The organism is Arthrobacter crystallopoietes BAB-32 (assembly GCF_000328305.2).
GTDB lineage: Bacteria > Actinomycetota > Actinomycetes > Actinomycetales > Micrococcaceae > Crystallibacter > Crystallibacter crystallopoietes_A.
The window spans coordinates 1-19,071 of the sequence record NZ_ANPE02000069.1 but is presented as its reverse complement, the minus strand read 5'-3'; the positions used below and the strand labels follow the sequence as shown (position 1 = coordinate 19,071).

Genomic DNA, 19,071 nt, shown 5'->3' with positions numbered 1-19,071 from the left:
CCTGCCGCCGGGTCCGGTCAGAAGCCGAGCCGGACCAACTGCTTCGGGTCCCGCTGCCAGTCCTTGGCAATTTTCACATGGAGATCAAGGTACACCCTGGTACCGAGCAGAGCCTCGATGCCGCGCCGTGCACGCGTGCCAACATCCCGCAGCCGCGCGCCGCCCTTGCCGATGATAATGGCCTTCTGGCTCGGCCGTTCCACGAACAGGTTCACCCTGACATCGAGCAGCGGATTGTCCTCGCTGCGGCCTTCCCGGGGGACGATTTCCTCCACGACGACGGCGAGCGAGTGCGGCAGCTCCTCCCGCACCCCTTCCAAGGCAGCTTCGCGGATCAGCTCAGCGACCATGACCGCCTCGGGTTCGTCTGTCAGTTCCCCATCGGGGTACAGCGGCGGCGAGAGCGGCATCCTGGAGACCAGCACGTCGGCAACGGTGTCCACTTGGAAGCCGTCCGCCGCGGAAACGGGTACGACGTCGGCGAATCCGTCAGGACCGAAAACTTCCGTGCCGAGGGCGGTAACGGCGAGCAACTGTTCCGCCAGAGCGCCCCGGTCCACGAGGTCTGTTTTGGTGACGAGGGCGACAACCGGTTTACGGGCCAGCCCGGCCAATTGATTCGCAATGAACCTGTCCCCCGGGCCGATCTTCTCGTTCGCCGGCAGGCAGAAGCCGATAGCGTCCACCTCGGACAGCGTTTCGGCAACCAGGTCGTTGAGCCGCTGGCCCAACAGCGTCCTCGGACGGTGCAGTCCCGGCGTGTCGACCAGCACCAGCTGGGAATCGCTGCGATGCACGATCCCGCGGATGGTGTGCCGTGTTGTCTGGGGCTTGGCCGACGTGATGGCGACCTTCTGCCCCACGAGCGCATTGGTCAGGGTCGACTTGCCGGCGTTAGGCCGCCCGACCAGTGAAACGAAGCCGGCCCGGTAATCCGCCGGCCATCCGCTGCTGGCCATCGCCATAGCCTTGTCTTCTCGTGCTGTCATTTTTCCGACTCCGGTTCCGCTCGGGCAGGGACATATCCGGCCGCATGGCTGCCGTTGGAGGCATCCGCCGGTGCCGGGTCGAGCCAGGCCAGGACATGGGACACCCGGTTGCGGCGTCCTTCCAGCCGCTCGGCATAGATGTGCAGGCGCTGCAGCGTCACTTCGCTGCCGACGATCGGCACGCGCCCCAAGGTCTTGGCCAGCAGGCCCCCGACAGTGTCGACTTCCTCATCGTCCAAGTCCAAACCGAAGAGCTCGCCGAGGTCATCGATGCTGGTCCGGGCGCTCACCCGGTAACGGCCATCCTCCAGCGCCTCGATTTCGGGCCGTTCGGAATCATACTCGTCGACGATCTCGCCGACAATTTCCTCGATCAGGTCCTCCAGAGTGACCAGGCCGGCAGTGCCGCCGTATTCGTCGACGACAATCGCCACGTGCGTGGATTCGCGCTGCAACTCCTTGAGCAGCTCGCCAACGGCCTTCGATTCGGGCACATAGCGGACGTCCCGGCAGGCCTCGTCCACCAGCATGCGCGCACCCGTTTCAGGACGAGTGTGGACCCGCGCGGCCACATCCTTCAGATAGAGGATGCCTTTGACCTGGTCCGCGTTCTCTCCAATAACCGGGATGCGCGAGTAGCCAGACCGCAGGAACAGGGACATCGCCTGCTTCAGGGTGGACCCGCTGTCGATGGTCACGATGTCGGTGCGCGGGACCATGACGGCCCGTACTTTGGTGTCACCGAGGTCGAATACTGACTGGATCAGCTCCGCCTCGGTGTCTTCGATCATGTCCGCCTCATTGGCGCGGTCAACGAACTCCCGGAACTCCTCTTCGGAGAAAAACGCGGCGTCGGCCCGCGGCGCATTGGGCGCAACAGCGCTGCCGAGCCGGACCAGCCAGCGCGGAATCGGGCCCAGGATGCCGCAGAGCAGCCTGACGGCAGGTGCCGTGGCCAGCACGACACCGGTCGCATGCAAACGGCCGAACTGCCGGGGCGACACGCCCACCAGCACAAAGCCGACGGCGGCCATGGCGGCCGTGGCCAACAGCCCGGCAAGCCAGATGTTGCGCAGCAGGTCGTAGAAGAGCAGCGCAACGCCAACCGCTCCGGCCGTCTCGAACCAGATCCTCCAGAAGCGCAGTCCGTGCATGTGGGCGACCGGAGCCTGCAGGATGGTATCCAGGCTGCGGCCCCGGCCGCTGGCGAGCAGCTGCTCTGCTTCCTGCCGAGGAAGGTAGGTGAACGCAGATTCGGCAGCTGTGAGGACCGCGGCCAGCAGGATAAACACAGCCGCGAGGCCGGTCAGCATCCAAATGATCAAAGGGTGGTCTCCGTGGGCGCTTCCTTGCCGAGGAAATCGGCCAGCAGTTGACGCTGCAGGCCGAACATCTCCTTTTCCTCCTCCGGTTCGGCATGGTCGTAGCCGAGCAGGTGAAGCATTCCGTGCGTGGTCAGCAGCAGCAGTTCCTCGCCGACGCTGTGTCCGGCTTTGCGGGCCTGCTCCTCCGCGACCTGCGGGCACAGCACGACATCGCCGAGCACTCCCGCGGGCGTCTTCTGCGCCGGCGTGCCGGGCCGCAGCTCATCCATGGGAAATGACAGGACATCGGTTGGTCCCGGCTCGTCCATCCATTCGATGTGGAGCCGTTCCATCGCATCCTTGTCGACAAGGATGATGGACAGCTCGGCTTCGGGATGGACATACATGCTGTCCAATACGAAGCGGCCCAAGCGGGCGAGTTCGGCTTCATCCGCAGCCATGGCGGATTCATTGTTGACCTCGATGCTCACCGCTGAGCCTCCCTCGGAGCCCGGTTCCTGGCCGGTACGTGCTGCCGCCGGTTGTCGTCCCACCGGCTGTAGGCATTGACGATGTCGCTGACCAGCCGGTGGCGGACGACGTCGGAAGCATCGAGCATCGAGAAGCTGACGTCCTCGACGCCCTGGAGGATCTCGCTGACCACCTTGAGTCCCGAACTTGAGCCGCCCGGCAGGTCAATCTGCGTCACGTCCCCGGTGACCACCATCTTGGAACCGAATCCGAGCCGGGTCAGGAACATCTTCATCTGCTCCGGCGTGGTGTTCTGCGCTTCGTCGAGGATGATGAAGGCATCGTTGAGGGTGCGTCCGCGCATATAGGCCAACGGAGCGACCTCAATGGTGCCGGCACCCATCAGCCGCGGAATGGAGTCCGGATCCATCATGTCGTGCAGGGCATCATAGAGCGGCCGCAGGTACGGGTCGATCTTGTCGCTGAGCGTACCCGGCAGGAAGCCCAGGCGTTCGCCGGCTTCGACTGCCGGGCGGGTCAGGATAATCCGGTTGACTTCCTTGTGCTGCAGCGCCTGGACAGCCTTCGCCATGGCAAGGTAGGTCTTGCCCGTGCCCGCCGGGCCGATGCCGAAAACGATCGTGTTCTTGTCGATCGCGTCGACGTAGGTCTTCTGGTTCAGCGTCTTCGGCCGGATGGTGCGTCCGCGCGAGGACAGAATGTTCAGCGTGAGGACTTCGGAGGGCCTGGCGACGGACTGCTCGCTGAGCATGCGCAGCAACTGCTCGACCACCTGCGGGGTCACCCTGGTGTCATTGGCAGCCAGGGTCCTGATTTCGGCCAGCAGGCGTTCGGTGCGTTCGACCGCCGCCGCGGGCCCTGAAATGGAGAGTTCATTGCCACGCACATGCAGGTTCACGTCGGTGAACTCGGACTCGATCAGCCGGAGCACTTCGTCCTGGGCGCCGAGTGCCCTGACCATATGCTCGGGCGATTCGAAGTGCACGGAACGGCTACTGGATCCGAGCGGATCAACATCCAAACGTGTTTCCGACATAGTGCGGCCGGTCCCGGCCTTCCATCGCCCCTTCAGGTTCGCGTATCGCTGCTTGTCAGTTGCTCGGTTCCCGCCCGCTCTTGTGGACGGCACCATATACATCAATGCTACGGCACGCAGCCGCCGTCGGCCTCTGGAGGAACGGCGCGGCATTCGGTATCGATCCTGTTTCAATCGTGCATCAGTCCGGTTGAGAGGGCCCGAAACGGCCCCGGCATCGAGCCCCAATGTGCCAAGCTAGTCTCTCGGACATCGGCACCGCCCGGCTTCCGGCGCGATACCGATTGGCAAAAGAACGAAACCGCAAAACGAAGGAACGCAGCTATTTCCCCCGAGCAGACTCCGCGGCCCCAGGCTCCGGCAGCGCACAGATTCCGTGCGTGGCTGTCCGTCCTGACGCTGGGCAGCCTTGTGCTGATCGGCTGCACCCCCGCCGGATCGGGCAACGGACCTAAGACATCGATGCCTGCCGGCAGCGGCGCCCCGACGATCGCCAGCAGCCCCTTGGTCACGAGCGCGCCCGTCGAGACGCCGCAAAGTACCTCGCTCTCGCCGGTGTACTGGATGGGCGAGAACGCCGACAACGTGTTCCTCTACCGCGAGTTCCGGTCTGCCGAGGACTTGGGAGATCCCATTACGACGGCGGTCAATGCCGCGCTTTCGCTGCAGCCGCTGGACCCGGACTACTTCAACCCGTGGCGGCCGGCGTCGAAGGTGGGCGCCTCGATCACCAACGGCTCGGTGATCACCCTGGACATTTCCTCGGACGCCTTCGAAGCAGATGTTGATGCCGGCATCGCCGAACGCGCGGTTCAGCAACTGGTCTATACGGCTACAGCAGCCGCTGCGAACGCGGGCCTGAGCGCCCCGGAGAACCCGCTCGAGGTGGAAATCCTGGTCGATGGGCATCGCGGCTACCAGGCCTTCGGCCACGTCCAACTGGGCGGCCTGATGGCACGCAACCCGGAACTCAGCGCGCCGATCTGGGTGATCGATCCGCAGCAGGATGCTTCCTTGGACGGGCGGCTGGAGGTTTACGGCCGGGCCGTCGCCTTCGGATCGGAGCTGTCCTGGCAGGTGGCCCGTGTGGACGAAGACGGCGCGGCCGCAGGGAACCCGGTGGAATCGGGAAGCGTGGCGATCAGTGCTCCCGCGGGAGAGTCCGGCGAATTCAGGTTCGGGCTTGACCTTCCGGCCGGTGCCTACCGGCTGGAGGTGTTCCACGCCGGCCAGCAAGACGCCGAAGCGCCTGGCCGCAACACGGACAGCAAGGCCTTCACCGTCAAGTAGTCGCGGCAAGTTTCGCTGCCGCCCGCGTCACCAGCGCTGGAGCTGGACGCTCAGCAGGGTCACGGCTGCCGGACCCGCCGTCGATGACCGCAGCACGTGGGGGCCCAGCCGCACAGCGATTGCGCCGGCGGCACGCATCTGCTCCACTTCGTTCGGACTCATTCCACCTTCTGGCCCGACAATCATGAGGATGCTGCCGCCGGTGTCCGCGGACAAGCCGGCCGCTGCCACGGCTTCGGGCAGCGTCTGCTCCGCCTCTTCGTGCAGGATTAACGCGAGCCGGCTTTCGGCGATCTGCCCGCACAGTTCCTTCAAGCCCACCAAGGCGCCAACGGCCGGAACCGCGGCGCGGCGGGACTGCTTCGCCGCGGCCTTGACCGTCGCCTCCCACTTGGCCTGTCCCTTGGCCGCCTTCGCATCCCGCCAGCGGACAATGCTGCGTTCCGACTGCCAGGGCACCACCCGGTCGACCCCCAGTTCGGTGGCCGCTTCGATCGCGAGCTCGTCCCGGTCCCCCTTGGCCAGAGCCTGGACCAGCGTCAGGTTGAAGGGTGGAGCCGGGTCGAGGGCCACGGCGTCGGCCCGCACGGCCAGCTCCTGCGGTGAGGCGGACGCGACGACTCCGGACAGCCGCTTGCCGGTGCCGTCCACGATGTCCACGGCTTCCCCGGCAGCCAGCCGCTTGACCGCGACCGCATGCCGCGCCTCCGCACCGGTGAGGACGAAAAGACCACCGGGAGCAACGCCGTCGAACTCTCCGGGCTCAGCGAAAAAGACCGGGTTGGTCATGGATCAGAGGTTGCCGAGCTTATCGCGGAGCCGGGCAAAGACGCCCGTCCCGCTGCCGGCCAGCTTGCCTTCGGTGAACTGCTCACCGCGTACCTGGGCCAGCTGCTGGAGCAGGCTTTCCTGGTCGGCGTCGAGCTTGGTGGGTGTTTCGACGTGGATGTGCACCTTCAGGTCGCCGCGGCCGTAACCGCGCAGATGCGTGACGCCGAGCCCGCGCAGCGTGATGACTTCCCCGGCCTGGGTTCCGGGCCGGATGTTGAGCGGCTGGGCGCCGTCGAACGTGTCGAGCTCCAATTCCGTGCCGAGGGCCGCTGCGGTCATCGGCACGGACATCGTCACGTGCAGGTCATCGCCCTCGCGCAGGAAGTTCTTGTCCTGGGCCACCCGGATCTCAACGTACAGATCGCCCTGCGGGCCGCCGCCGGGACCGGCCTCGCCCTGGCCGGCGAGCTGGATCCGGGTGCCCGTGCCCACGCCGGCCGGAATCTTGATGGTCAGCGAACGGCGGCTGCGGATCCGGCCCTCGCCGTTGCACTCGTTGCAGGGATCGGGGATGACCGTTCCGAAGCCCTGGCAGCTGCCGCAGGGCGCCGCGGTCATAACCTGGCCGAGGATGGAGCGCACCGCCCGCTGGACCTGGCCGGAGCCGCCGCAGATGTCGCAGGTGCGCGGGCTGGTGCCGGGGCGGCAGCAGCTGCCGTCGCACGTCGGACAAATGACGGCGGTATCCACCTCGATCTTCTTGTTGACGCCGAACACGGCATCCTTGAGGTCGATGCGCACCGTGATCAATGCGTCCTGCCCGCGCTGGCGCCGCGACGCCGGCCCGCCGGCTCCTCCCTGTCCGCCGAAGAACGTCTCGAAAATGTCCTGGAAGGCGAAGCCGGCACCGGAGTAGCCTCCGCCGAAGCCGCTGTCCGTGCCGTTCTCATTGCCGGTGGTGTCATAAACACGGCGCTTCTGGGGATCGGAGAGCACCTCGTAGGCATGGCTGACCTGCTTGAACTTCTCCGCGGCCTCGGGTCCATCGTTGACGTCCGGATGCAGTTTCCTGGCCAGCTTGCGGTAGGCCTTCTTGATTTCCTCAGCTGTGGCATCCTGGCTGACACCGAGAACGTCGTAGTGGTTGCTCACCTGGTTAACTTCTTTCCTGGAATCGGTTGGCGGACAGGAACTGTCCGGCTGCTGCTTCTGGTGGCGGTGCCTAGCCGGCGAGGATCCGCGAAAGGTAGCGGGCGACTGCGCGGACAGCGGCCATCGTGGTTGGATAATCCATTCGTGTGGGTCCCAGGATGCCTACCTTGGCGGAGGCATCCGGTCCATACCCGGTAGCGACGACGGAGGTCTCCGACAACGAACCGTAGGGGTTCTCGCTGCCGATCCGTACCGAGACGCCGCGGGCGTCCTGCGACATCTCCGACAGGAGCCGGAGCATGACCACCTGCTCTTCGAGCGCCTCAAGGATCGGGCCGATGGTCAGCGGGAAGTCCATGGTGGAACGGGCCAGGTTGGCCGTGCCGGCCAGCAGAATCCGTTCCTCGTGCGTGGCCTCGGCGAGCTTGGCCAGCGCCGCACCCAGCGCCATGGCCACTTCCGCCGACTCCGGCCGGACGTTCCGCAGCACCGTATCGGCGAGGCCGCGGACCGCTTCCAGCGGATGGCCCGAAAGTTCTGTCAGGAACGCAGCCCGCAGATCGGCCAGCTGGTTTTCGGTTGCTGTGGCGGGCAGGGCGATGACCTGCTGCTCCACCTTGCCGTTGTCGGCAATGAGCACGATCAGCACTTGGGCAGGGCCAAGGAGGACGAACTCGATATGCCGCACTTTGGCCCGGCGCAACTGCGGGTACTGGATGACGGCAACCTGGTGCGTCAGCTGGGAGAGCAGCCGCACCGTCCGGTCCATGACGTCGTCCAGGTCCTCCGCTCCCTCCAGCAGGGCCTGGATGGCGCGCCGTTCTGCCGGCGACAGCGGCTTCACGTCGGAGATCCGGTCGACGAACAGCCGGTAGCCCTTATCCGTGGGAATCCGTCCAGCGCTGGTGTGCGGGGCAACGATGAGCCCTTCCTCCTCCAGCGCCGCCATGTCGTTGCGGATGGTAGCCGAAGACACGCCGAGGTGGTGTCTTTCGACCAACGCCTTGGAGCCGACAGGCTCGCGCGAATGAACGTAGTCTTCAACGATGGCACGCAGTACTTCAAGTCGTCGGACTTCGCTCACGGAACACCTCCTGATTCTGACCGGCCGGCCCGCGCACGGCATTAGCACTCAACACACCTAAGTGCTAAGTCTAATACCTTTCGCCGGTTGTTAGCATTGTCAGGCCGCCCGGCACCGGCCGACGGCCACCATACAGCCCGGCCGTTCCGTCCTCCACAGAGCATGAACAAAGGAAGTCGCCATGAGCAGTTACGGATGGGGCCCGCAGGATCTCGTCGCGCCGAAGGCCCGCCAGCTGCGTGAGGTTCCGGCCGAGCACGGCCTCGTCCTTGAAGACGTCCAGTCCGGCTGGGTCGGGGCGGTGGTCCGGGTGGAGAAGTCCGGCGGAGTCCATTTGGTCGCACTGGAGGACCGGCGGGGCAAGACCAAGTCCTTCCCGCTCGGTTTCGGCTTCCTGCTCGAGGGCGAGCCGGTGAAAGTGGTGGCGGCCGCGCCGAAAGCGCGTCCTGCCGGGCCGCAGCGCACGGCTTCCGGATCCGTACGGGTCGAGGGGCTCCGGGCGCAAGTGGCGAAGGCGAGCCGGATCTGGGTTGAGGGCAAGCACGATGCGGAACTTGTCGAAAAGGTCTGGGGACACGACCTGCGGGTCGAAGGCATCGTCGTCGAACCGTTGCACGGCGTGGACGACCTTGCCGCCGCCGTCGAAAATTTCGGGCCTGGACCGGACCGGAAGCTGGGCATCCTCGTTGACCACCTCCTCCCTGACACTAAGGAATGGCGGATCGCCCAGGCAGCCATGGCCGTACCCGCTGCCAGGGGAAACGTCCTGATTGTGGGACACCCCTATGTCGATGTGTGGCAAGCCATCAAGCCGTCTGTGATTGGCCTGGACCAGTGGCCCGTTGTGCCACGCGGCACGGATTGGAAGACCGGCATCCTCGCCGGACTCCGCTGGCCGCACAGCAGCCAGGCCGATATCGCCGACGGCTGGAAGCGGCTGCTGGCCGGCGTCCGCACCTACGCCGACCTGGAGCCCTCTCTGCTGGGCCGGGTTGAGGAAGTCATCGATTTCCTCACGGCGTAATCCCGGACACGCGCCGTCCGCACTGCCGCCGGCCATTTGCGGCCATTGCCCGCTCAACCTACTCTCTTAGATAGCGATATTGAGGAACACCGTTAATCCCAAGGCAGGTTCTGTGTCAGACAATCCCGTGCGCGGCCAACAGCCGGAGCATGATCCGTCGCGCCCGACGCAGTACCAGAGCGCCGCGTCTTCCGCGCTGCCGCTGACGCCCTCCGAGGACCGGCAGTGGGCCACCATGGCGCACTTCGGGGGAATCCTCGGGTGCTTGCCGTCCCTGGTCATCTACCTGATCTTCAAGGACCGCGGCCCGTTCACTGCCCAGGAGTCGAAGGAAGCGCTGAACTTCACGCTGCCGCCGACCATCGTCGCCGTCATCGCCAACCTGCTGATCCTGATTCCGGCTGTCAGCGGCTTTTTCGCCGTGGTTGCGGCCGCGGTGTGGGTTTTCCTGACCGTGTTCTCGGTCAAGGCCGGCATCGAGGTCAACCGCGGACGGCCGTACCAGTACCCGCTGAACCTGCGCCTGATCCGCTAGGCGGGCGGTGGCCTTAGTGCCTGTCGGCCGGCCACGGCGCTAATAGCCGAGCAGGCGCCGCACGACGGCGTCCGCGAGCAGCCGGCCCTGCAGCGTGAGCCTCACGGTTCCGGCGATGGCCGCCGCACCGTCGAGAAGTCCCTCCGCGATCAGCCCGGCGACAGCGTCCCTGCCTTCCGGGCCCAGTTCAGCGGTGGCCAGTCCGTCGATGATGCGGGTCTGCAGCATGATGTGCTCCACCTGGCGGGTTCGGCCGTCCAGGGTTTCCCGTCCGGCAGCTGGCGAGACCGACGTCGAAAGCCGCTGTGCATAGGCAGCAGGGTGCTTGACATTCCACCAGCGGACGCCGCCCATATGGGAATGGGCTCCGGGGCCTGCACCCCACCAGTCGGCGCCCCGCCAGTACGCCAGGTTGTGGCGGCAGCGGTCGGGGTCCGAACGCGCCCAGTTGCTGACTTCGTACCAGGTGTAGCCGGCCGCGGCGAGCATTTCGTCCGCCTTGAGGTACTTGTCCGCGTGATCATCGTCATCGATCGCAGCAACTTCGCTGCGCCGGATTTGGGCCGCGAGCTTGGTGCCGTCTTCGATGATCAGCGAGTAGGCGGAGATGTGGTCCGGACTGCAGGCGATGGTTGCCTCCAGGCTGGCCACCCAGTCAGCCATCGACTCCCCCGGCGTCCCATAGATCAGGTCCAGGCTCACTTTGAGGCCGGCTGCGCGGGCCCACGCGACAGCCTGCGGTACCCGTTCGGGATCGTGGGTGCGGTCGAGCACCTTCAGCACGTGCGGGACCGCCGACTGCATTCCGAAGGAGACCCGAGTGAAGCCTGCGTCGGCCAGTGTCTGCAGCGACTCCGGGGTCACGGAGTCCGGGTTGGCTTCCGTGGTCACTTCGGCTCCGGCTTCCAGGCCCCACAGCTGGTCGGCCCGCCGCAGGATCGAGGCGAGGTCGGCCGCCGGCAGCAGCGTGGGCGTCCCGCCGCCGAAGAAGACGGTCGACAGCTTCCGCTCCGGCACGCCTGAAGCCGCCAGCGCCTTGACAGCGAAATCCAGCTCCGAGTTCACCGTGCCGGAATACTCCGCTTGGGACGCGCCGGAACCGAGCTCCTTGGCGGTATAGGTGTTGAAGTCGCAGTAGCCGCAGCGCACGGCACAGAAGGGAATGTGTACGTACAGGCAGAACTCGCGCCCTGCGGCACCCTCCGCAGCCTGTGCCGGCAGCAGGCCGTCGAGGGGTGCCGGGTCGCCTACCGGAAGGACACTAGGCACGGCACCGGGCCACCGTCGTCGTAAAGCTCATGGAACTACTTCTTCGCTTTGTCTTTCGACTCATCCGAAGACAGCGCAGCGATGAAGGCCTCCTGCGGGACTTCGACTCGTCCCACCATCTTCATGCGCTTCTTGCCTTCCTTCTGCTTCTCCAGCAGCTTGCGCTTGCGTGAGATGTCGCCGCCATAGCACTTGGCCAGCACGTCCTTGCGGATCGCGCGGATGTTTTCGCGGGCGATGATGCGTGAGCCGATGGCGGCCTGGATCGGAACCTCGAACTGCTGGCGCGGAATCAACTCCCGCAGCTTCGAGGTCATCATGACGCCGTAGCTGTAGGCCTTGTCCCGGTGGGTGATGGCGCTGAATGCATCCACCTGCTCGCCCTGGAGCAGGATGTCCACCTTGACCAGGTCCGCGACCTGCTCGCCGTCGGCCTTCCAGTCCAGGGAGGCGTAGCCGCGGGTCTTGGACTTCAGCTGGTCGAAGAAGTCGAAAACGATCTCGGCCAGCGGCAGCCAGTAGCGCAGTTCGACCCGGTCCTCCGAAAGGTAGTCCATGCCCTTCATCTGGCCGCGGCGCGACTGGCACAGCTCCATGATCGCGCCGACGAATTCGCTCGGGGCGAGTATGGTGGCCGAGACCATCGGTTCGCGGACCTCGTTGACCTTGCCTTCGGGGAATTCGCTCGGGTTGGTGACGGTGACGACATTCTTGTCTTCAAGTGTCACCTGGTAGACCACATTCGGCGCGGTGGAAATCAGGTCCAGCCCGAATTCGGCCTCGAGCCGTTCGCGGGTAATCTCCAGGTGCAGCAGTCCCAGGAAGCCTACGCGGAAGCCGAATCCCAGCGCAGCAGAGGTTTCCGGCTCATAGATCAGAGCGGCATCGTTGAGCTTGAGCTTGTCCAGGGCGTCGCGCAGCACGGGATAGTCCGAGCCGTCGATCGGGTACAGCCCGGAGAAGACCATCGGCTTCGGGTCCTCGTAGCCGCCCAACGACTCCGGGGCAGGCTTGGCGTAGTTGGTGACCGTATCGCCTACTTTCGACTGGCGGACGTCCTTCACGCCGGTAATGAGGTAGCCGACTTCGCCAACGCCGAGGCCCTTGGTGGGGGTGGGCTCGGGGGAACTGACCCCGATCTCGAGCAGTTCGTGGCTGGCCTTGGTCGACATCATCTGAATGCGTTCCCGCGGCGACAGTTGGCCGTCGACAACGCGGACATAGGTCACCACGCCGCGGTAGGAGTCGTAAACGGAGTCGAAAATCATGGCACGGGCCGGAGCATTCGCATCACCGACCGGGGCAGGCAGGTCACGCACGATCTTGTCCAGCAGTGCCTCGACGCCCTCACCGGTCTTGCCGGAAACCTTCAGCACGTCCTCGGGATCCCCGCCGATGAGGTTGGCAAGTTCCTCTGCATACTTCTCCGGCTGGGCGGCGGGCAGGTCGATCTTGTTCAGCACCGGGATGATGGTCAGATCGTTCTCCATCGCCAGGTACAGGTTCGCCAAGGTCTGTGCCTCGATGCCCTGGGCAGCATCAACCAGCAGGACGGCGCCCTCGCAGGCGGCCAGCGACCGCGATACCTCGTAGGTGAAATCCACGTGGCCGGGGGTGTCGATCATATTCAGCGCGTAGGCCGTGCCGTCCAGTTCCCAAGGCATGCGCACCGCCTGGGACTTGATGGTGATCCCGCGTTCGCGCTCGATGTCCATCCGGTCCAGGTACTGCGCCTTCATGTCGCGCGGCTGCACCACTCCGGTCAGCTGGAGCATCCGGTCGGCGAGCGTGGACTTCCCATGGTCGATGTGCGCAATGATGCAGAAGTTCCTGATGATCGCCGGATCTGTGGCGGCAGGCACCGGTGCGGTGCGGGCCATGGGGGACACAGCGGTTTCCTAACTGTCAAGCGGGACTTACGGGGGTGGCTGCAACAGATGCCAAGTTAATAGTCTCCCATGAGAATGCGCCCGGCGTGCATGCCCTCTGCCGGGCAAACCGGGCGATAACGTTGCAGCATGGCAATTGATGCGAACATGATCGGGCGCCTGCTGCGCGGTGCGGTGAAGGCCTTCGGCAAGCTCCAGCGGAGTTCGGCTCCGCCCCGTCCGCACCGCGGCCGGGGCGGCGCCGCTGTCCAGGGACCCGACCTGAGCTCGGCCTATCCGGGCGACTTCCGCGGGACCGCGCGGATCGCTTATGCCCCAAAGCCCGACGGCGAAGCGGACCCGGGCGAGGTCGTCTGGACGTGGGTGCCCTACGAAGAGGACTACAGCCAAGGCAAGGACCGCCCCGTCCTCTTGGTCGGACACAACGGCGGCCGGCTGCTGGCGTTGATGATGACCACTCGGGACCGCAACAATGGGGAGCACCATGACGCGGACTACGTCGACGTCGGAACCGGGCCCTGGGACCGGCAACGGCGTCCGAGCGAGGTCAAACTGGACCGGATCCTGCAAGTGGATCCGCGCGATATCCGCCGTGAGGGTGCGGTGCTGGCCAAGACCGCCTTCGACCGCGTCGCCGAGGCTCTGCGTCGCCGCCACGGCTGGAACTAACCCGCCGCGCCGCCGGCGTTGGTTGCCGCATGGACGCCCGGGATCTGCTAGTATTGCTAGCTGTGTGTCCGCGCAGGTCGACGGGCACCTCAGCCCGGCTGCCATTACGGTATCCCCACGCCGCTCAGTCAATGGCCGGTCTGACTGCCCTCACCGACCAGTCCGCATTACAAAGAGAGTTTATAAGTGGCTAATATCAAGTCCCAGAAGAAGCGCATCCTCACCAACGAGAAGGCACGCCAGCGCAACGCCGCTGTCAAGTCCGAGCTGAAGACCGCCATCCGCGCTGTCGGCAGCGCCGTTGATTCGGCTGACAAGGACGCTGCCTCGGCAGCCCTGGCTGCTGCCAGCCGCAAGCTGGACAAGGCTGTCAGCAAGGGCGTCATCCACAAGAACAACGCGGCCAATCGCAAGTCCGCGATCTCCAAGAAGGTCAACGCCCTCTAGGATTCAAGGTTTCCCGCCTGTCCGGCCGGACGGGCTGAACGGCTCCCGCTCTCAGAGCGGGAGCCGTTCCGTTTTAACCGCCCGGGGCCGCCCGGAGGGCGAGTTCTAACGATCGCCCTAGTGTCGGGCTGCGCTGGCGGCGATGACCTGCACGGCGTGCTCGACAGCGTATTCCGGGTCCCGTCCCGCACCCTTTACCTGCGCGTCGGTCTCGGCCAGCAGCCGGATGCACTTGGCCAGGTTTGCCGAGTCCCACGCCCGCGCTTCCTTCCGCGCCTGGTCGAACTGCCAAGGAGCCATGCCTGCGTCCTTGGCGCTGACCGAAGCACTCTTGACCTTGGCGATCTGGCGCAGCTTCATCGCCAACACCGCCACAATGGGCACAGGATCCAGGCCCGTGGCCAGGGCATGGCGGAGCATCGCCAGAGCTGCGGCTCCGCGGCCGGAAATGGCGGCGTCGGCAACCTTGAAACCGGTGGCTTCCACCCGGCCCCCGTAGTACTTGTCGACGATGGCTTCCGTGACGGTGCCCTGGGTGTCGGAGATCAACTGCGCGCAAGCTGCCGCCAGGTCGGGCAGCGACGCGCCCATGGCTGCGACCAGGGCCTGTCCGGCGGCCGGTTCGAGGCCTTTGCGTGCCGCTTTGAACTCAGTGCGGACGAAGTCCAGCTTCTCCGAATCCTTCTTCAGCGCCTGGCAGTCCACCACCGGGGCGCCGCTGGCCTTGATGGCATCAAGAAGTTTCTTGCCCCGCACTCCCCCGGAATGCTGAATGACGAGCGTGACATCTTCGGACGGGTTCTTCAGGTACGCCAGGGTATCGGTGAGGAACTCATCGTTCATCTGTGCCGCGGCCGAGACCTCCACGAGCTTCGCCTCGCCGAACAGACTGGGGCTCGCAATCATGGTGAGCTGGCCGCTGGAATAGGAAGAGGCGTCCAGCGCCGTCAATTCGACGTCGGGGTGGATTCCGCGGACGAGCGATCGGATGCGGTCCTTGGCACGGTGGCCGAGGTATTCTTCCGGGCCGCTGATCAGTACGACCTCGGCGGGTTCCACCTCCCGCCAGGATACGGTCCGGGCAACGGTCTTACGGCTCGTCGGGCGTGCCGGGCTTGGGTTCACTGGTCAGGGCCTCCTCATTCCTTCGTCAACTTTTCCACGGTGCCCGCGATTTCCCAAGCCGGACGATGTCGGTCAGCCTGCGTCGGTGATGACCGCCCGGCCTTCGCGCAGATCCACCAGCACTGTCCCGATCAGGTCGGTGCGGAACGCTGGAATCCGGAGCCGGTCAAGGGCAGCCAGGATCTCCGGCGCGGGATGGCCGTAATCATTATCTGCTCCGACGGAAATCAGGGCGGCTTGGGGCTGCAACTGGCTGAAAAGCTCTTCGCCACCATTTCGCGCGCCATGATGGCTGACCTTGATCAGATCGATGGCCGGTATCCGGCCGCCCAGGCCGTGGAGCATCGCGGCCGCGGCCTCCGCTTCCAGGTCTCCGGTCAGCAACAGGTGCAGATCGGGCCCGTCCTCGTGCGGGACGTCGAACAGCAGGACGACGCTCGAATCGTTCTCGCTACGGCCGGCGGCGTTCTCGTCCGGCCACAGCACCTGCCAGCCGACCGCTCCCTCCGATCCGGATTGGCCCGCTGCTCCGCGTACCGGCACCACACCGTGGCGGCGCAGTTCTGCCGCGGCTGCGGGCGGCAGTTCCGGTTTCGAACTGCCGATCATCACGGATGAGACCTCGCGGCCTTCGAATACACCCGCCATGCCGCCGTAGTGGTCCAAGTGCATGTGCGTGAGGACCAGCATCCCAACGGTCTGCACACCGAGCAGATCCAGGCAGCTGTCGATCAGCTGAGGGTCCGGTCCGGCATCGACCACGATCGCACGGGCCGGGCCTGTCCGAACGACGATGCCGTCTCCCTGGCCTACATCGCAGGCAGCTACGTCCCACCTGTCCTTGACCTGGGCATCCGCCGCTGGGCCGGCCAGCCAGCCGGCAAGCCCTCCGATGAGGATCGCGGGTGCCAGGGTCCAGGCGACTAAGCGCGGGCCGTGCCCGCTGCGGGGCCGCCGGACACGGTCCCGGATCTCTGACAGGATGCCTCTGCCACGGGCACCTTTCGTCATTGGCCTGGTCCTTTCGCTGGTTGTGCGACGCGACGGCGCAGCCCGCTCTGCTCGCCATTCCCGCTTGATTCGGGATACGAACCACAGCAGGAGCACCAGCATTCCTCCGGCTGCCGCCGCCGCCAGCGAGCCTGTTGCCCCTTCCCACCAGGGCAGGGCGGCGAATGGCAATTCGGAGAAGGTCCGCGCAATCCAAGCGACCCACAACGTCGGCAGGCCGGCGGCATAGACCAGCCAGCCCGCCGGCAGAGGCAACAGGGGAAGCAGCCCAAGCGCTGCCATCGCGAGGATGGTCACCACGGGTACTACGGGAGCGGCAAGGACATTGGCAGGAACGGAGTACAGCGCGAGTTCGGGCTGCAGCAGGACCAGTACGGGCGTGCAGAAGATCTGGGCCGCGATCGGCACCGCCATGGCATCGGCCACTGCCTTGGGCAGCCACCGCTGCAACCACAGTGAGCACCGGCTGCCGAACAAAACCAGTCCCAGCGTTGCGCAGACCGAAAGCATAAAGCTGAATTCGTTGGCTAGCCATGGATCCGCCACGAGCAGCACCACGACAGCAACGGAAAGAAAGGTCAGCGAAGCCCGCCGGCGGCCGGTGAGCAGCGCGATGACTCCCACGACTCCCATCACGGCGGCCCGCAGCACGCTGGGCTCCGGCCGCACCAGCATGACAAAACCCGCCAGCGCGGCGATACCGCAGGCCGCGGCGCACCAGCGCGGCGCCCTGCAGGACTGGGCGAGCAGGTACACGAACCCGAGCAGATAGCTGCAGTTCGCCCCGCTGACGGCGAGCAAGTGCGTCAGCCCCGTCCGCTTCATCGCCTCGGCGAGCTCATCGGTTTGCTGTTCGCGGTCACCGAAGGCCATCCCCGGCAGCAAGCCGCGGGCATCTTCGGGCAGAGTCCGGGTCATGCCCAGGAACTTGCTGCGCATCCCGTTCACGATGTCGGCTGCGGCCAGGGTACCTGTGATCAATGGTGCGGCCGAGGCATTCAGCAGCGCCTGCTCCGCTGAGCCCGGGTCGGCAGCGGCGAGGGTTCCGGCAGTCCGGATACGGTCACCGTAGCGCACGGACTTCCATGCTCCGTTGCCGAGGACGAGCACGGGCGTGGCTGCCTCGAACTTCCTGCCGTCGTGGGACGCGAACTCGATTTCCGCAGAAACGAGGTACCGTTCGCCGCCAAACCGGGACGGAGTCCTGGACCGGGCGGCATCGGAGACGGCACGCAGCTCAACGCTGACATAGGCATCGGCATCAATGGCTGCCGCGATCGGTCCTGCCAGCCGTTCAGCCTGCTGCACTCCGGTGACCAGTGCCAGCAGCCCCAGCACGCTCAGCAGCAGCAGCGCGGTGCCGGACAGGAAGCCTGCCGGCCTCCCGTGGCGGCGGCGCAGCAGCAGCCAGCCCGTGAGCATCAGGGCGGTTCCGCAGCAGAACCCGGACGCCGCCAGGCTCACGCCCGGGGAACCACGCGATAGCCACAGCGCTCCCAGCCAGCACACCAGCGCGGCGGCAGCCACTCGGACGTCAGTCGGCACCGGGCTGTCAGTGCCTTGCGGAAGCCGTCCCCAACCGCGGGCAACTCCCGGTATCCGTAACACCAGCCGTTCGCGCACGGTCGGCCGGGCAACCGCGGGCCCGGCCGCCGTGCCGGCTCCCGGTCCTTCCTCCGCTCCGGCCCGGGCCGCGGCAGCGTACCCGTGCCAGCGCGGACGCTTCGTCATATCGTCACCAGCTCGATCAGGTTGGCCAGCATCACCTCGCCGATCCCGGGCACCGCGTCGAGGTCTTCAGGCCGGGTAAAGGCGCCGTGCTGTTCCCGAAAGTCCACGATGCGCTGTGCCAGCACTGGTCCGACCCTCGGCAGGGTTGTTAGCTCATCGACCGTGGCGGTATTGAGGTTGATCTTTGCCGGTCCCGCCGCATTGCCCCCGGCGGCCGGACCGCCGGGGCTGCCGGATGCTGCGCTGTCCGGTGCGGGATGATCCGGGGACGGGACGAATATCTGCTGTCCGTCGGCCACGGGCGCTGCGAGGTTCAGTGCCGCCAGGTCTGCCTGCGGCAAGGCACCTCCGGCGGCCTCCAGTGCTTCGAAGACGCGTGCGGCCGCCCCCAGGCGCACAATCCCCGGCTGCCTGACCGCCCCGGCAACATGGACAATTGTCTCGCCGGCGGGGCTTTCTGCTGCCTCTGTGGGTTGCTCCGCACGGGCGGACGTCGGGGACGGTCCGCCAGATTCCCCAGGATCGGTCGCCCGGCTGGTGACAGGCAGCGAGGCCAGCACGTCGGACTCTGCCCGGTTCAGGTCCGCCGTGGCCACCACGACGATGCCGTAGCCCAAAACCACGCCGGCGGCGATCAGCGCAGCGCCGAGCGCGATCTTCCAGCGGGGCCGCCGTCCCGGCTGTGCCGGCCGGTCCCCTGCATGGTGGATTGGCGCTGTTTCCCAGCGATGGCGGCCCATGCTGCCACGGTAGGCAGCAGTCCGGGCTGCTGCCGTCCGTGCGGCGCGCGATGTGGATGGTGCGGTGCAGAGCAGGCCTGTGGAGACCGGGTCGTCGGTCCTGGCTCAGGCCTCCTGGGAGTCCGCCATCGCCGGACCGATGACCACGGCGAGCACGCCCAGTCCCGCGTGCGCCGCCAGCACGGACGGCAGCGGCGTCAGCAGAATCTCCCCGCTGGCATGGGCTGCCAACTCGTCCGCCAGTTCCTGCGCCTCGGACTCATTGCCGAAATAGTGCACGGCCAGCTGCGGCGGGTAATCGAGATCCTCGATCCCCCGTACCACCAATTGCTGCAGCCGGGCCTTGGCTTTGGCCGCCGTCCGGATCTTTTCCAGGCCAACGACCGCGCCGTCCTTAATGCCCAGAATGGGTTTGATAGACAGCAGCGAGCCCAGGTAGCCGCTCGCCGGGCTGATCCGGCCGCCGCGCCGCAGCTGGTCCAGGCTCGGAACATAGAACAGGACCCGGCCGGC

At 66.1% G+C, this 19,071-nt stretch carries 18 protein-coding genes; 5 read left to right on the top strand and 13 right to left on the bottom strand.

From position 1 onward, the window contains the following. Nucleotides 1-17: 17 nt before the first annotated feature. Genes era through D477_RS03340 form a run of 4 tightly spaced genes read right to left on the bottom strand, consistent with a single transcriptional unit; the run spans nt 18 to nt 3,746 of the window. A complete protein-coding gene (gene era / locus D477_RS03355) occupies nt 18-965 on the bottom strand; it encodes a GTPase Era (protein WP_005267299.1) in 948 nt (315 codons plus the stop codon). A gap of 20 nt (nt 966-985) precedes the next feature. After that, the gene (locus D477_RS03350; RefSeq protein ID WP_081608460.1) at nt 986-2,302 is read right to left on the bottom strand and encodes a CBS domain-containing protein; all 1,317 of its coding nucleotides are present in this window, start codon (nt 2,300-2,302) and stop codon (nt 986-988) included. Between the two features lie 8 nt (nt 2,303-2,310). Further along, nucleotides 2,311-2,784 carry an rRNA maturation RNase YbeY gene (gene ybeY / locus D477_RS03345; protein ID WP_005267295.1) on the bottom strand — a complete coding sequence of 158 codons (474 nt, stop codon included), beginning with the start codon at nt 2,782-2,784 and terminating at the stop codon, nt 2,311-2,313. After that, complete coding sequence (locus D477_RS03340; RefSeq protein WP_424579996.1) at nt 2,781-3,746, bottom strand: PhoH family protein; 966 nt, start codon at nt 3,744-3,746, stop codon at nt 2,781-2,783. The genes ybeY and D477_RS03340 overlap by 4 nt, the downstream gene beginning before the upstream one ends. A 537-nt stretch (nt 3,747-4,283) precedes the next feature. Here D477_RS03340 and D477_RS22535 point away from each other — a divergent pair. Beyond that, complete coding sequence (locus D477_RS22535) at nt 4,284-5,111, top strand: Gmad2 immunoglobulin-like domain-containing protein (protein ID WP_081608457.1); 828 nt, start codon at nt 4,284-4,286, stop codon at nt 5,109-5,111. 27 nt (nt 5,112-5,138) lie between these two features. Here the strand turns inward: D477_RS22535 and D477_RS03330 are convergent, their stop codons facing one another. The 3 genes from D477_RS03330 to hrcA all read right to left on the bottom strand — a co-directional run bounded on the left by D477_RS03330 (nt 5,139) and on the right by hrcA (nt 8,118). After that, nucleotides 5,139-5,900 carry a 16S rRNA (uracil(1498)-N(3))-methyltransferase gene (locus D477_RS03330; protein WP_005267291.1) on the bottom strand — a complete coding sequence of 254 codons (762 nt, stop codon included), beginning with the start codon at nt 5,898-5,900 and terminating at the stop codon, nt 5,139-5,141. A gap of 3 nt (nt 5,901-5,903) precedes the next feature. Beyond that, nucleotides 5,904-7,034, bottom strand: a complete 1,131-nt coding sequence (dnaJ, locus tag D477_RS03325) for a molecular chaperone DnaJ (protein ID WP_005267290.1) — start codon at nt 7,032-7,034, stop codon at nt 5,904-5,906. Nucleotides 7,035-7,104: 70 nt separating this feature from the next. Further along, nucleotides 7,105-8,118 carry a heat-inducible transcriptional repressor HrcA gene (hrcA, locus tag D477_RS03320; RefSeq protein WP_005267289.1) on the bottom strand — a complete coding sequence of 338 codons (1,014 nt, stop codon included), beginning with the start codon at nt 8,116-8,118 and terminating at the stop codon, nt 7,105-7,107. Nucleotides 8,119-8,299: 181 nt separating this feature from the next. On the opposite strand from hrcA, the gene D477_RS03315 reads away from it, so the two are divergent. Next, entirely contained in the window at nt 8,300-9,142 is an 843-nt protein-coding gene (locus D477_RS03315) for a DUF3097 domain-containing protein (RefSeq protein ID WP_005267287.1), read from the top strand. 112 nt (nt 9,143-9,254) lie between these two features. Next, a complete protein-coding gene (locus tag D477_RS03310) occupies nt 9,255-9,677 on the top strand; it encodes a DUF4870 domain-containing protein (protein ID WP_005267285.1) in 423 nt (140 codons plus the stop codon). Between the two features lie 39 nt (nt 9,678-9,716). On the opposite strand, the gene hemW is transcribed toward D477_RS03310, so the two are convergent. Then, entirely contained in the window at nt 9,717-10,946 is a 1,230-nt protein-coding gene (gene hemW / locus D477_RS03305) for a radical SAM family heme chaperone HemW (RefSeq protein ID WP_005267283.1), read from the bottom strand. A gap of 35 nt (nt 10,947-10,981) precedes the next feature. Further along, nucleotides 10,982-12,835, bottom strand: coding sequence for a translation elongation factor 4 (gene lepA / locus D477_RS03300; protein ID WP_005267281.1), 1,854 nt, complete (start codon nt 12,833-12,835; stop codon nt 10,982-10,984). Nucleotides 12,836-12,964: 129 nt separating this feature from the next. Here lepA and D477_RS03295 point away from each other — a divergent pair, with 129 nt between their 5' ends. Together D477_RS03295 and rpsT are read left to right on the top strand one after the other, a co-directional pair. Then, nucleotides 12,965-13,504 (top strand): type II toxin-antitoxin system PemK/MazF family toxin, encoded by a 540-nt coding sequence (locus tag D477_RS03295; RefSeq protein ID WP_052510671.1) that lies wholly within the window; start codon nt 12,965-12,967, stop codon nt 13,502-13,504. A gap of 186 nt (nt 13,505-13,690) precedes the next feature. Further along, on the top strand, nt 13,691-13,951 hold the full coding sequence (rpsT, locus tag D477_RS03290; RefSeq protein ID WP_005267279.1) for a 30S ribosomal protein S20: 261 nt from the start codon (nt 13,691-13,693) through the stop codon (nt 13,949-13,951). Nucleotides 13,952-14,068: 117 nt separating this feature from the next. On the opposite strand, the gene holA is transcribed toward rpsT, so the two are convergent. From holA to D477_RS03270, 4 genes are all read right to left on the bottom strand, one after another. Beyond that, nucleotides 14,069-15,010, bottom strand: coding sequence for a DNA polymerase III subunit delta (gene holA / locus D477_RS03285; protein ID WP_005267278.1), 942 nt, complete (start codon nt 15,008-15,010; stop codon nt 14,069-14,071). Between the two features lie 138 nt (nt 15,011-15,148). Beyond that, nucleotides 15,149-17,632 (bottom strand): ComEC/Rec2 family competence protein, encoded by a 2,484-nt coding sequence (locus tag D477_RS03280; protein WP_190273514.1) that lies wholly within the window; start codon nt 17,630-17,632, stop codon nt 15,149-15,151. A gap of 182 nt (nt 17,633-17,814) precedes the next feature. Then, a complete protein-coding gene (locus D477_RS03275; protein WP_005267276.1) occupies nt 17,815-18,558 on the bottom strand; it encodes a ComEA family DNA-binding protein in 744 nt (247 codons plus the stop codon). A 105-nt stretch (nt 18,559-18,663) separates the two neighbouring features. Continuing rightward, a partial coding sequence (locus D477_RS03270; protein ID WP_005267275.1) for a DegV family protein occupies nt 18,664-19,071 on the bottom strand: 408 nt, incomplete at its 5' end.